Source organism: Oceanobacillus alkalisoli (genome assembly GCF_021556485.1).
GTDB lineage: Bacteria > Bacillota > Bacilli > Bacillales > Amphibacillaceae > Oceanobacillus > Oceanobacillus alkalisoli.
On sequence record NZ_JAKGBW010000014.1, the window covers coordinates 26,223 to 40,743 of the forward strand.

A 14,521-nucleotide genomic window follows, 5' to 3' on the forward strand; every position below is an offset into this window, starting at 1 on the left:
AGTCAAATTTCTATTTCATTTATTTCGATAATAATCAGACACTAAAGTCTACTGTCGAAGCATTTTTGATTCATTTGAATATAGAGGCTAATTATTCAGATCAACATATTCATTACAATGACTAAATAATCAAAGGAAAATAAAAATTTTGATGACTATATTGGTAGCGCATTAATGATCACTATAACTCCGTATTCAATCAGAAAAAAGATTTTGTAACCATTTCATTCTAGAGAAACCTAAAATCTTCTATTTCTGGATCAATCCCAAGTCGGCCATTGCAATCAAGCTTCGACATTTTTTCCATGTCTTTTTCCTCAAGCCTAAAATTAAATAAATCAAAGTTTTCTTTTATCCTTGATGCGGTAACTGATTTCGGAATAACAATTGTATTCCGTTCTAAATGCCACCTTAAAATGATCTGAGCTGGTGTCTTTGCATGTTTTTGTGCAAGGCTTTTAACGAGTTCATCTTGTAATATATTGCCTTTACCCAGAGGAGACCATGCTGTTACAGCGATTTGTCTTTCCTCGCAAAATTCTTTCAAATCCCTTTGTTGTAGGTAGGGATGACATTCTACTTGGTTAATCATCGGATGAGTATTCACTTTATTTTCAAGTTGCAAAAGGTGCTTTTCATGGTGATTAGATACTCCCGGCACACGAATTAGCTTCTCTTCATATAATCTTTCAATCGCTCGATAAGTATCGACAAATATATCCGGAAGTGGCCAGTTAAATATAAATCAATATAGTCAAGACCAAGAGTCCGAAGAGACTTTTCAAATGCACGTAACGTTTCATCATAACCTTGCTCATCATTCCATACTTTAGTAGTAATAAACAGCTCTTCTCTAGGAACCTCCGATAACCGAATTGCTTCCCCCACTTCTTTTTCATTTTTATAATAGCTCGCTGTATCTATTGCCCGATAACCTGCCCTTAATGCTTCTAATACAGCATTTACAGTAACTTTTGGTTCGGACATTTTAAAAACTCCTAGTCCTACACGTGGCATGAGAACACCATTTCTTAATCATTTTAACGTCATTCTATAAAATACCTCCGATCGAATTAGTCCTCACTACCATAAAAATGAAATATAAATACCATCTTCTTAATAAATTATTAAACCATTTTGCTATTTAGTTCGACTCCGCTGTCAATTTGATAACTTTGTATAGCTTTAGCAATTACTTTTCTTACAGGCTTTTTATAATTATCAAAGTCTTCTAGTTCTAAATGCAGCAAATTCTTACTAATTAATTCCTCACACCTGCACCATGACGAAAAAAAAGTTGCACCTGTCAATAAAAGACAACCTTTAATATTTGCTTCTTCATCTAATTGAATTAGAATAATAGCACCAGAAAACACACCTTTACTTCTCTCCACTAATACATTTCCATTTTGTAAAAAATTATTGTAATGTCCAAGAAATTCTTTTGTTTGTTTTGTTTTAAAATACCATTGAATAATAACCAGAATAATAAAAAATAAAAATAGAATTTTCATATCTTCACCTATTTTATTGTAATATTTCCAGGCTGTGATAAGTCACTTTTAAAACTTGGGGTTAAATGGATATGTCCTGGCAATTTCGCCTCTTTAGCATTATCAAAACACAATGAAACATGACCAAGTGAATAAAGATTTTCACTAACTACTGCTCCAACAGCTGTAATAGTATAAATTTGATCAATAATCTTCACACTATCTCCCACCTCAATTAGTCCTTCTTCTTGGTTTTCTTCGGTGATTACACAATAAGCTCTTAAATCTTGTGGTGCGCTTTGATTAAATAAAATCAATAAACCAGTCTGTAACATCTCATCTACATTAGCGCCGATTTCAATAATTTCCACGTTATATTTCACTCTTAAACCTCCTAAATTTCAACCTTTATTAATAATATATATTTATTTTATTTCTTTTTACACTTATTGTTTCGCTCATAAATTATATTACCTAGTTTTAACAGAATTAAAAATATAGAGAGCTGAGAATACATCGGGCGATGTCTACGTTATTTTTCATAACGGAATTTATCGATAGATTAAACCTCGCTCTCTTCTCCTAGCAACCTTTCAGTACGCATATCTATTTTGAAATTATAAAGTTTGATAGTTTTATATTTATTAAGAATAGAGACCAATACTGAATAGATAAGCAATTACTACCGCTAGAGGGGCTGAAATTTGTCTAGCAATTAGAAACGCCGGTGTCCCATATTGAATAGTTTTTGGTTTCGCTTGCATTATAGACATACCAACTGGAAAAAAATCCCCACCTACTTGGGCGTTAATAGCAAATAAAGCTGGCAAGGCAAACTCTGGTGGAATTGATCCCGCTGCAATTTGAGTTCCTACTAGGACACCTACGACTTGGGCAACAGCTGCTCCTGGACCTAGCACAGGAGATAAAAACGGAAAGCTACAGATAATCGAGATAATTAATAATCCCCAAAGTGATGATCCAAGGGGAGTTAGAGCATTTGCAATCCATTCCCCAACACCAGTATACTGTACTGCAGCGACTAAAATACTGACAAACGCCATAAAGGGTATAATTGTTTTTAATAAAAGATCAACAGTCTTTCTACCAGCATCTAAAAACATAGAAACTATCGAGCCTACAGATGATCCGATTTTTGATAATAGATTAAATACGGAATTACCTTTTTCTTCCTCCTGTTTTTCATCCATTTTTTCAAGCTCTATTTCAGATGCCGTTTCCTCCACAGTTCTAATTTCAACATCTACTGGGTCTGCTTCTTTAACGATTTTAATATTTTCTTTTTTAACGCCAGATACATATAAATCTTTTACTATATGATCGGCCAACGGGCCAGAAGGACCAATCGAATATAAATTAATTGTATCTATGCCTTTCTGTGGATAAATGCCACATCTTAATGTGCCACCACAGTTAATAATTGCACAAACAATCTCCTCATCATTCGGTACTTCTTTAAAGCCATTTACTACTTCTGCACCTATAGTATCTGCAATATAGATAGCTAATTCATGAACTCCGCCGCCTGTCATTGATAAAACCTTATTTTTTTTACCCTCACACTTTAAAAACAGTGGTCCTCCCCAACCGCTACTTCCTTTTTCAACCTTAACCATTTTATTCATGATTTACCCCCCCTATTAAACTTGATAATTGTTCCTTTTCGCAATAATAGTAAATACTATTTCTAAAATAATTGCACTTATGAGGCCTACAACTATACCGGTAATAATATAGCGGATAGCTAATGCACCAACAGGCAAACCAAGTTGTTCAATACCTTGGGCCACTCCTAGCCAAACAAACAATTCTGCCGGATTTGCGTGGGGGAATAAGCTTGTTAATGGATGTCCGATTCTGAATAATGCTTCTAACATTCCTGGCTTTGATCTTTCTGGTAGAAATCTACCTAAAGTACCACTAGCTGGACTTCCAAGGAAGAACTGAGCGAATACAGGGAATATAGAATACTTTAATATAGGGTTTTTAGCTAAAAATTGACCCATTTTTTCGATTCGACCCTCACCTACAATATTTACCAAGAATTGAATCAATGTTAACATTCCTATAAGGATAGGAACTATACCTGTAAACATGCCTACAAATGTCTCCCCTACAAATTCAAAAAAACCTACAAACGTTTCCGCAAAATCAACGATAAACGCCACATTTTGACCCCCTCTTTATTATTTTCAATAATAATAGTCAAAAGCCAGATAATATAATATCTTCAATCAAATGCATGGCAACACATTCCTTGGTTGTTTGCTATCTTGCAATTGGGGGACTTATACATAATCCCCCTTCCATTAACTAAGATATAATAATATAACCAATTCCTTAATAACTATTTAGACTCTTATCGTAACAACACACTAACACGGTAACTTCCTTGTGTACTAGCAATTTCGTAAGCTTTTTGAATATCTTCTAAGAGAATATTCGTTTCGACCAGCTTAGAAACATTAACTCTTCCTTCATTTAATAAGCTTGCAGATATATTAAAATCAAGGATATCAGCTCCGTATGTACCTATCAGCTCCATCTTTCTGTAATGAACTAAATTTGAGTCTACATTTAACTTCGGAGCTGGATATCCAGCCGCAAATAATAATAATTTACCGTTTAGATTTTTAACCATTTCAAGGGCCTGATCATTTGCTTTTGTATTTCCAACCGCAAGTATAATAGCATCTGCACCTTCACCATCAGTTAACTCTTTCACCCTCTCTACTGGGTCATGTTCTTTTACATCAATCACATTTAACCCCATCGCCCTTGCTGCTTCAATCTTTTTATCCATCATTTCGGTAACGATGACATCTGCACCATATGCTTTTGCTGCTAGCGCATTTAATACACCCATCGTTCCAGCGCCAATCACAACAACTCGCTCCATAGCAGTAATTCTTAATCTTCTTAAGCCACCAACAACAGTTGCAAGCGGTTCCAAAAAGCCGGCTTCATTAAAAGGTAATTTGGGATTCATTTTAATTACTGCATTTGCGTCTTTAACATCATAGGTTGCAAATCCCAAATGCCCATAATATCCCTCTTTATTTTGGTCTTTAAAAGGGTTTAATACTTCCGTACATTCACTTGTCCTTCCTACTTGACAAGCAGAACACTCTCCACAGTAATCATAAGCAACCGCAACATGATCTCCAATACTTAATTCATTTCTTACATTCTTCCCTTTTTCAACTATGACACCAGAACCCTCATGACCGCCAGCCATTGGATAAGGCTGATGTTCTCTTAATCCCAACCATTGACCAAAATCTGTTGTACAAATATTACAGGTTTCTTGCTTGATTAATACTTGGTTATCACCAACTTTCGGAACTTGTCCTTCATGTACTTCTGCATTTTTCACTCTAGTTAAAACGGCAAATTTTCTTTTTGTCATGATTATAGTTCCTCCCAAATAATATCTTGCTTAAGATAACAAACAGTGTTTAATCTCAAGGTTTATGAATAATATTAGCAAACCTTTCTAATAACTCTTTCGCTTCTTCCGGAGGGCGTTGCCACACATTTCTACCAATCGCCACGCCATTCACCCCTACATCCACAGCTTCATCCACCATTTTAACTAAGTCTTCCGTAGACCCACTCTTACTTCCACCTAGCAAAATAATTGGAACGTTGAAATATTTAACCCAACTTTCTAGTGTCTTCGTGTCTCCAGGATGAGCTACTTTCAAGATATCTGCTCCCAATTCAAAGGCGACCCGATTCGCGTCAGTTAAAACATTTGCACGTTCCTCAGGATCTTCTATCGGCTTTGAAGTAAGTGGTTCAACCAACACAGGCATCTCCCATTTTTCGGCCTCTTCGATAACTGAAGCAATCAATTTAATAGAACGCATTCTTTCAGCAGCAGGGCGATCCCAAAATAGGACGAGTTTCATACAATCGTATCCCCTTCGAACTGCTGTCTCTGGACTAAACGTTAATTGATGCTCCATTCTTTCATTTTTTACTTCATAACTAAAGACATCCGCATTCAACATACGCCCAGGTGCACCTTTCCCCTGAAATACTTCACTGGCTTGCCTGGCAACTCCGTCATTTAATAATACTGCATCGACACCAGGGGTTTGCAATTCCCTGAGAGTCTTAACCGGATCTTCTAAACCCTCCATACTTCCACCTATCCCGTGATCTACCGGCAATACAAGCGTGTTACCAGTGTCTTTCCTAAAAATCCGGGATAGTCGTAATGATTTTCCCACTTTGTCACCCACTCCTTATGTTATTTTTTTACTAGATACAATCCACTACTTTGTAAATTTAATTTTATATATTAATTAAATTATCTAAATTCGGTTTGTACGTATAATGGATTAATGTCATAATACTAGAGAAGCATTTTTTTGTCAATACTATTTATTTAAAGTTTTTAGTTTATTTCAAAAAACAGACTTAAACGTAGATGAGAATAACTAATCGTAATCCAACTCTATCTATAATAGAGTGTGTCTTTATAAATAGAACATCATTATTCAACCAAATGGATATTCAAGAGGATTAAATGATTTACCAATAAAACATTTTGTCTTGAATGGTATATTGTAAGAACAAAATCATCTAAATTCTGTGTACTATCCTACAAGTGTTCTAGTTGCTTGATGGTTTTCTGTTTTAAGCAAGTAAACAGCATGATAAGAAAATTTCATTTACTAAAACAAAAAAGCCGCCAGGTTATGCTCACTTCCGAAGCACAACCCAACAGCTTTTCCCATTTCAATTACCTCTCCACCTCACACAATAACCCCATCCTCAAAAACATCCCAAACACCCCAACCTTACTCCGGCACCACAATATCCGCTTTCTGCCTTAACAACTGATGCGCCTACACTAATTCCGTCAGATTCCATATGGCTCCGGCAGGGTCTGGCCAGTCATAATTCCAATTATCATATTTAGGAATGACATCGGCAGGCAGCGCAACTACCTCTTTTTTTCATTGTTACAGCTACAACTTAGCTTCCCGGTGTATGTCCACCGACATTCCCGATAGAGCCTCCTTGATTATTCGCCCGGCTATCTTTCTAGGCTTTTATGCCATAATGTAGAGCTAAAACCACTTTCCCCTTCTTGGATCAGGATTCCCGCCCTATAGACTAACCCTTATCAGATGCAAATAAGCTAGGACAAATGAACACGCTTGTTCACCCATCCTAGCTTAACTATAATTTTTTCACAAGGGCTCTGCATCCTAACACAACGGGGGACTGCTTCCCATAAGAGGTGTAAGATTTAATAGATAAAAAGCCAATACCAGTAATCACACGAGATTACTGGTATTGGCTTTTAATAATTAATAATCCCAACTCGGTAAAATAACGCCGTCAAAGTGGTCTAATACGAACTCTGTTACTTCTGGCGAGTAATATAGTTCTACTAACTTTTCTAATACGGGATCATCTTTATTTTCGTCTCGAACAACGAGTTGGTTTACAAATGGGGTATCTTTAGATTCGGAAAAAATGGCATCTGTCGCTGGATCTAAGCCATTTTCTACCGCAAAGTTACCATTAACAACACCTAAATCAACTTCCGATAAAAGATTTGGGATTTGTGCTGCTTCTAACTCTTTAAACTCAAGATTTCTTTCATTTTCTTCGATGTCTAGAACGGATGCTGTCTCTTTGTTCACATCATCTCCAAGTTTGATTAAGCCCGCTTCTTCAAACATAATTAATGCACGTGCACCGTTTGTTGGGTCATTTGGAATTCCAATGACTCCGCCTTCCGGAACATCATTAATATCTGTAACTTCCTCCGAATAGACACCGATTGGACTTAATGTAGTTGATGCAATTGCCGCTAGATTTGTTCCATGGTCTTCATTAAATTGCTCCATGAATGGCTGATGCTGGTAACTGTTTACATCTAGGTCGCCTTCCGCTAGAGCTGTATTTGGAATAATATAATCCGTGAATACTTTAATTTCGATTTCCAGTCCATCTTCTGCAGCCAATTCTTGAATCACTTCAAAGATTTCCTCATGCGGACCAGAAGTTACGCCCACTACTAATTTTTCATCACTTAATTGATTTTCTCTCTTCTCATCAGTTTCTGTCTCCTCACTCGCTTCCACCTCTGCTGTAGCATCTGTTCCAACGTCTGCGTCTGCATCTTCTCCGCTTTCACTTCCACATGCAGCGAGCACGCCAATGACAAGCACTGTAATGAATAACAATAATAACTTTCTCATTTTACTTGCTTCCCCCTATTATTCTATGTTTTCCTAACTACGTGGATTGAATAAATGAATTTTCCCAATAAAAAAACCACCTAAGATAGGAGGTTCGCTTAACAGATGTAAATTCTCCCCCTTATCTCGCAAAAAAATACTTGCAGGAATTAGCACCTCTTCATGCCGTGACATGAATGGTTGCTGAGCTTCATCGGGCCAGTCCCTCCGCTACTCTAGATAAGAGATCTTCTATTCAATTTGTAGTTAGATTATATATGATAGTACTGAAGTAACGTTAAATTGTCAATTAATATGGTTCCCACATAACTTTTCTCCTATGCAGATATTGGTGTAGAAAGTAGAATAAAAGCAATGGATAACCGGTTGAATGAATTTCATCATTACCAAAGTCGGCTTTTTCATCACCATATGTAGTTGGGAACGAACCAACTACATATGGTGATGGTGAGGCATTAAATACGTATTATGAAATTCATTAGGTTGTCCTTCTACTAAAAAGGAGGCATATCCAATGGATGAAAAAACGCGGGAAGAAATTGCTTTATCTCGTTATGGTTTGATTGCGCCGCTCTTTAATAAGCAAAGAGAACCAAAAGAGTATTTTTAAGAGCTGGAAGGAACAGTACATCAGGTACCCTATTATGGAGAACGAAAGGTTGCAGCTAAAACGATACAAGAATGGCATTTAAATTATCGAAGAAATGGATTCGAGGGGTCATGAAATCTATTCAATGAGAAAACAAGCCCTTGAAAAAATTCAATGACCTGTTTTCCCCCTTTTAAACAGCAACAAGTACGCAAATCCTAAATCTACTTCGCCCGAGCTAATTTCCCTACTTCCAACTCATCTCTTGACGACGGTATAAATATAATGGTCGCGATAAATAAACATAAAAGAATCGAAAACAAGAAAATCCCCAGTAAACCATAATCGTAAATCGCTTGATAATTCGTCAGTAGACCTATTGAAAGGAATGCTCCCGCAATTAAAGCATAAAGCCCTTTCCTCGATACAGAGGTAAATTTCACTTCAAGTGTCTTTGCCTTTTGCAATAATGTGATAATCGTTAATGTACTAAGATTAACTGACATTCCAATCCAAACAGGATGGATATTATAATAAAATTCATTTGGTGCCCAGCCGCCTAGATGGTACCATGAGATTCCGGACAAAAATCCGAGAATCATAGAACCTATTACAGCTTCTTTTGTTGCTAATCTCCAAAATAAGACTGCTACTACTGGTGCAAATGTTGCAGAATTCCTCATCGTCCAAGCTAAAATATTCCACCATGCAGCTTGTTCCGTCCGGAGCAATCCAAATCCAATCATTAACACAGTTAATAACAATAAGGATCGCTGCGTATACTTGACTAATTGTTCTGGAGTCGCGTGCGGATAAATCGCTTGGCCAACGTCTTTCCCTAAGCTCGTTGCTCCGGAAAATTGGCATGGTGCACCCCAACTCAAAGCACAAGCCCATATCCCAAGGAAAAATAATCCAACGAGCGGCGCAGGGAGAACTTGCATCAAATACTGCGGTAATGCTACTAACCCGAGGGTCGTGTCCGGTATCACAATTGCTGCGGAAATACCGAATAGGACACCAAGCAAAATAAAAGGAATCCCAAAAACGGCTGCCATCTTCAATCCTTTTTGTCCTTCTTCCGGTGTACGACATGATAACGCCATTTGAAAAGCCGCCTGTGCTAAGATGACGTTGACGAGAAATGTACCGAACCATGCCACAATCACTTGTATTCCAGCTCCACCCAACTGAAACATTTCCGGGTTCGTTACCGCAAAAGCGCGCAAACCATCTAAACCAGGATTAATGAAGAATGCTAGGATACCGATTGCGAACATTATAATGAAAACAAAGAAATTCATTGTTTGCGTAAAAGCAATGGACCACATCCCCCCAGCTTTCAAATATAGATACAAAAGGAATGCCGTAAATGCAATCGATAAAGATAAGGTAATTCCTGTAAAGACGTGGACTGCCGAAGCAAAGGCAATCGCTGTTGCGACAGACCACATTGGAAATGCAAAAGCTGTAATTGCTCCACTAATTCCAAGCGCCGCTCTTCCATATCGCTCCCCAATTAAACCAGATACCGTAACGACTAATTTTTCACGAAATGGTCCAATAATGACAAAAGCAATAATTAATATTTGCACCGTTTCGGCGACACCATACCAAACTGCCGATATCCCTGTAAGATAGGAAAGTTCAACAATAGAAATAAATGCAGAACCCGAGAATAACCCGGTAATACAAAAAGCTACAATCCACTTATTGAATGTACGCCCACCAACAAAATACCCAGTTGCGTTAGCTTTTTTCCTGGAAACTTGTCCTGCTATCAATAAAAATGCTGTATAAGCAAGTGCAAAGAAAATTAACCATAAACCATAGGAAGTCATTCGGTTACACCTTCTTTTATCTTAATCCAGTTTAATGATATCGGAATTCCTGTATCCTTAAATAAATTGTAGGCAGGACATCTATCCTTCACCTTTTCTTTCAATTCCTCTATTCGATGCTCGCTCTCGTCGGTTTCAAACCAAATCGTATTAATCACCTCTTGGAAATGAGGACTAACATTATCTATCCCTTTCATTCCGCGACGATCAATCGTCCCAATCGAATCAGACTTCAATCGATGAAATGCAAAATCAATTTCTTTTGCGATGGTTTCGATAACAATCAAGATACAGCCGTTAAAGGAACCTAAAATATATTCCATTGGAGTAGGCGCTTCATCAGTCCCTCCTAATTTAACCGGTTCATCAATTGTAAAAGAAAATTTTCTTACTGTATTAACATTTTTTAACACACCAATTCGTTCGCTGCTTGCTTTAACATTTCTTAGATTCGTATTGATTGAACTTGTTTTGTCCACTGACATATTCATCTCTCCTCAAATATAATTATTCTAATTGTTTTACTTGGTTTTAGGGTTAAATCTTTCCACTCCTTCCATATAAAAAGCCCTCCTCCCATCAAAAGATGAGAGAAGGGCAATGATGTATCCTATACCAATACGCTTAACTCATCTTTAGAATACCCAGGTATTCTTCTGAAATTAGCACCATACAAAAAATTGCTGGTTGCTGAGGCTTCAAAGGGTCAGTCCCTCCACCTCTCTCGATAAGATTTCATTCAATTAGAATAAATTATAGATACAGATATTTGAATTGTCAAGAGGTTTTGATTATTAATGAGTTATAAACTTGATTAATATACTTGCAAAGCCCATGAAAACTAAATTTACAGGATACTTTATATTACCCGGTTTATTATGAAAAGACAGTTGATAAAAATACTCTTCCTTGTTATATAAAACAATCTCGAAGATTTTTTGAAAGGAAACTTCAGATATCTTTATATAGTCAATATCCGTAAAATAAATGGTTACTTCACTTTTGGCTCTGGGTAAACACCGATTACTTCTTACAAGCAATATCCGGACGATTGTTCCTTTTCTTATGTATTTGTTTTTTACTCCCTTTATGACTCATCGTTTATAATGCGAAACTTCATTCAGTGTTGGAAGTAACTGGGTAATAACAGCCGTGTAGGGCGAGCAAGGACAAGCCCCCAAGCGCCTCAACTGTTTAAACTCGCTTGATAATGCTTGCGGGATTTCCTCCTACAACGACATTGTCCGGCACATCCTTCGTCACTACTGCACCAGAGGCAATAACAACATTGTCCCCTACAGTCACCCCAGGATTGATAATGGAGCGTCCACCGATCCAGACGTTATCGCCAATCGTAATCGGCTTTCCGTACTCCATTCCGGAATTTCGCTCCGTTGGCTGAATCGGATGTGTCGCTGTATAAAGTTGTACGCCGGGGGCCAGCATGCAATTATCCCCAATCCGGACTTCGCAAACATCTAAAATCGTACAGTCGAAATTTGCGTAAAAGTTTTCTCCTACATATGTATTATATCCGTAATCAAAACGGATGTTGGGCTCCATATAGATTTCTTTACCTGTCGAGCCGAGCAATTCCTTTAATAATTCCTTTCGCTCTTCGATTTCGGTTTCCAGTGTCTCGTTATAGATCCTTACGTTGCGGCGTGCTTCTAATCGATCTTTCACTAATTCAGGATCTTCGGGATCATACATTTCTCCCGCCAGCATTTTCTCTTTTTCTGTTTTCATTAACATAACTCCTTTTCCCGTAATACTTAAAAAGCAGCACAACGAGGGGAATAAGAACGTTGTGCTGCTTTTTCAAATAAGACCGCCCCCTACCTCCCAGGCTATTGGGCAGGATTGTACGACGTCTAGCTTCTTTCAAGCTTCCCCCTAATCCTTTACCCTTCTTGCAAAATCTACAAATCGGAACTTATCCGGACGGTGCCTAGACTCTGTGAATTGAAATAGATTCGTATCCTCTAAATGGACCTGACTTCGGATGACTACAACATTTGTGAAACCTTCCAGGTCTAACAATTCGTGGTCTTCTTTTGTCGGCGTTTCAACGACAATTTCTTTCTTGGCAAAACCGATCATCAGATTCAATTCCTTCTCAATATGGTTATAGATGGAAGTCTCGCAAATCTCCTCAGATAACATCGGCACGTATGTTTCATTGAAATAATCTTTATCAAGGATGACCTTCTCCCCGTCGATTTCCCGGGTACGAATAACATTCCAAATCGATTCCGTCGGGTCCGTCTTTAAAAATTTAGCCGATTCCCTTTGGTCTTCCGGTTTCAGACGCTTGAGGGTGTGCACGATTGTTCTGCTGTTTAAATTTAACTTCTCCGCCAGTTCGGAATAACTTTGAATTCCGGAGACTGGGAAGGATAACTTGTTTCGATCAATAACAACCGATCCTTTTCCTTGGATTTTCTGAATATAGCCATTTTGTGATAAAAGATCCAGTGCCTTGCGAATCGTTTCACGGGACGCTTCATATTCCCGAGCTAACTCATTTTCTGACGGCAAGAGGTTCCCAATCGCCCATCCACTTTCCTGGATTTTCCTAACTAAATCGTTGTATATGATTAAATATTTCTTCTGCAAGGTGCATCACTTCCAATAATAAACAATCGACTCATATGGGCGTAATTGTAATTGTTCCAGGTTTTGCGGTGAATCTTCATAGTTGGACAACAAGATTTCCGGAGCCGCTTGTGCCTTTTCTAACTGCAAATCAACCGTTGCGTCTTTCCCGTAGAAATTACTGACGACAAGGATTCTTTCCTCGTTCCAATTTCTTGTAAAGGCAAAAATTTGCGGGTCGTCTTCCAAAAGAAGTTGGTAATCTCCATTTGTAATACAGTCATACTTTTTCCTTAACGCGATTAACTGCTGATAATGATAAAAAATAGAATCCGGGTCTTCTAGTGCGTTTTCTGTATTAATTTCCGGATAGTTAGCCGCTACATCTATCCAAGGCGTGCCCGTTGTAAAGCCGGCCTGGTCTTTTGCCGACCATTGCATTGGTGTTCGCCCATTATCACGGGATTTTTTCTGTAAGATACCGATGATTTCTTCTTCGGTTTTTCCTTCTTTTTGTAAGTTTTTATACGCATTTAATGACTCAACATCACGGTATTCCTCAATCGTGGAAAAGTTGGGGTTTGTCATACCGATTTCTTCCCCTTGATAAATATACGGTGTACCTTTCATCATATGCAGGGTTGTTGCGAGCATTTTAGCGGATTCTTTATGATATTTACCATCATCCCCGAAACGAGAAACGGAGCGTGGTTGGTCATGGTTGCATAAGAACAGAGCATTCCAGCCGCCCCCCTCATGCATGCCAATTTGCCAATCGGAGAGTATTTGTTTTAACTCCAAGAAGTCGAATGGCGCATTTGTCCATTTCTCTCCATTCGGATAATCGACTTTTAAATGATGGAATTGGAAAGTCATCGATAATTCCTCGCGTTTCGGCTGCGTGTAAAGGATACAGCTTTCCAAGGTCGTTGAGGACATCTCTCCAACAGTGAGCATATCGTACTCCTGGAACACGTTCTGGTTCATCGCTTGCAAATACTCATGAATTCTCGGACCGTCTGTGTAAAATCTGCGCCCGTCACCGATATCATCATCTGGAAAATCTTGATTTTTGGAAAGAAGGTTAACGACATCCAGACGGAAGCCATCAATACCTTTCTCCGCCCAAAAGCGCATCATTTCAAAAATCTTCTCACGCAACGCTTCATTCTCCCAGTTTAAATCGGCTTGTGTCACGTCGAATAAATGCAAATAATATTGCTCTGTTTTTTCATCCCATTCCCATGTCGAGCCACCGAATTTGGATTGCCAATTATTCGGTATCTCGCCGTCTTTTCCGTCCTTCCAAACATAGAAGTTACGGAACGGATTATCCTTAGATGAAGCCGCCTGCTGGAACCACTCATGTTCTGTCGAAGTATGGTTCACAACGAGGTCCATAATCAGTTTCATACCGCGCTGATGTGTCTCTGAAAGTAATTCGTCGAAATCTTCCATCGTGCCATAGGATGGATCAATCGCATAATAATCACTAATATCATAGCCGTTGTCGTTTTGAGGGGATTTATAGACCGGGGTCAGCCAAATGACGTCCACCCCAAGTTTTTTAATATAGTCCAGCTTCTGAATAATACCTTGGATATCACCAGTTCCTGTCCCTGTCGTATCATAAAAGCTTTTCGGATAAATTTGATATACTGTGGATTTTTTCCACCATGCCTCACTCATGTTGAAGGCTCCTCTCCTATTGGTATTTATAAATGATCGGTAACAGGAAGTCCACTCAAAAGC

Annotated in this window: 12 protein-coding genes, 1 pseudogene and 2 riboswitches; all 13 genes and pseudogenes read right to left on the reverse strand. The window is 38.2% G+C overall.

Annotated features, from left to right (window positions below):
• Positions 1–229 precede the first annotated feature (229 nt).
• The 13 genes and pseudogenes from LZD48_RS13330 to treC all read right to left on the reverse strand — a co-directional run bounded on the left by LZD48_RS13330 (position 230) and on the right by treC (position 14,458).
• A pseudogene (locus LZD48_RS13330) lies at positions 230–1,017 on the reverse strand (aldo/keto reductase).
• 110 nt (positions 1,018–1,127) lie between these two features.
• On the reverse strand, positions 1,128–1,514 hold the full coding sequence (locus LZD48_RS13335; protein ID WP_235763225.1) for a transcriptional regulator GutM: 387 nt from the start codon (positions 1,512–1,514) through the stop codon (positions 1,128–1,130).
• An 8-nt stretch (positions 1,515–1,522) separates the two neighbouring features.
• Entirely contained in the window at positions 1,523–1,876 is a 354-nt protein-coding gene (locus LZD48_RS13340; RefSeq protein WP_235763226.1) for a PTS glucitol/sorbitol transporter subunit IIA, read from the reverse strand.
• A 261-nt stretch (positions 1,877–2,137) separates the two neighbouring features.
• The gene (gene srlE, locus LZD48_RS13345; protein ID WP_235763227.1) at positions 2,138–3,139 is read right to left on the reverse strand and encodes a PTS glucitol/sorbitol transporter subunit IIB; all 1,002 of its coding nucleotides are present in this window, start codon (positions 3,137–3,139) and stop codon (positions 2,138–2,140) included.
• A 15-nt stretch (positions 3,140–3,154) separates the two neighbouring features.
• On the reverse strand, positions 3,155–3,682 hold the full coding sequence (gene srlA, locus LZD48_RS13350) for a PTS glucitol/sorbitol transporter subunit IIC (protein ID WP_235763228.1): 528 nt from the start codon (positions 3,680–3,682) through the stop codon (positions 3,155–3,157).
• Positions 3,683–3,873: 191 nt separating this feature from the next.
• A complete protein-coding gene (locus tag LZD48_RS13355) occupies positions 3,874–4,923 on the reverse strand; it encodes a zinc-dependent alcohol dehydrogenase (RefSeq protein ID WP_235763229.1) in 1,050 nt (349 codons plus the stop codon).
• Positions 4,924–4,978: 55 nt separating this feature from the next.
• Positions 4,979–5,752 (reverse strand): class I fructose-bisphosphate aldolase, encoded by a 774-nt coding sequence (locus LZD48_RS13360; protein ID WP_235763230.1) that lies wholly within the window; start codon positions 5,750–5,752, stop codon positions 4,979–4,981.
• 1,089 nt (positions 5,753–6,841) lie between these two features.
• The gene (locus LZD48_RS13365) at positions 6,842–7,741 is read right to left on the reverse strand and encodes a MetQ/NlpA family ABC transporter substrate-binding protein (RefSeq protein WP_235763231.1); all 900 of its coding nucleotides are present in this window, start codon (positions 7,739–7,741) and stop codon (positions 6,842–6,844) included.
• A 118-nt stretch (positions 7,742–7,859) separates the two neighbouring features.
• Positions 7,860–7,967: riboswitch (SAM riboswitch) on the reverse strand.
• Positions 7,968–8,554: 587 nt separating this feature from the next.
• Positions 8,555–10,171, reverse strand: a complete 1,617-nt coding sequence (locus LZD48_RS13370) for a sodium:solute symporter family protein (protein WP_235763232.1) — start codon at positions 10,169–10,171, stop codon at positions 8,555–8,557.
• Positions 10,168–10,656, reverse strand: a complete 489-nt coding sequence (locus LZD48_RS13375) for an OsmC family protein (RefSeq protein ID WP_235763233.1) — start codon at positions 10,654–10,656, stop codon at positions 10,168–10,170. The genes LZD48_RS13370 and LZD48_RS13375 overlap by 4 nt, the downstream gene beginning before the upstream one ends.
• Positions 10,657–10,797: 141 nt before the next feature.
• Positions 10,798–10,905: riboswitch (SAM riboswitch) on the reverse strand.
• 460 nt (positions 10,906–11,365) lie between these two features.
• Positions 11,366–11,920 (reverse strand): maltose acetyltransferase domain-containing protein, encoded by a 555-nt coding sequence (locus tag LZD48_RS13380; RefSeq protein WP_235763234.1) that lies wholly within the window; start codon positions 11,918–11,920, stop codon positions 11,366–11,368.
• A gap of 147 nt (positions 11,921–12,067) precedes the next feature.
• On the reverse strand, positions 12,068–12,790 hold the full coding sequence (gene treR, locus LZD48_RS13385) for a trehalose operon repressor (RefSeq protein WP_235763235.1): 723 nt from the start codon (positions 12,788–12,790) through the stop codon (positions 12,068–12,070).
• 6 nt (positions 12,791–12,796) lie between these two features.
• The gene (treC, locus tag LZD48_RS13390) at positions 12,797–14,458 is read right to left on the reverse strand and encodes an alpha,alpha-phosphotrehalase (RefSeq protein WP_235763236.1); all 1,662 of its coding nucleotides are present in this window, start codon (positions 14,456–14,458) and stop codon (positions 12,797–12,799) included.
• Positions 14,459–14,521 lie beyond the last annotated feature (63 nt).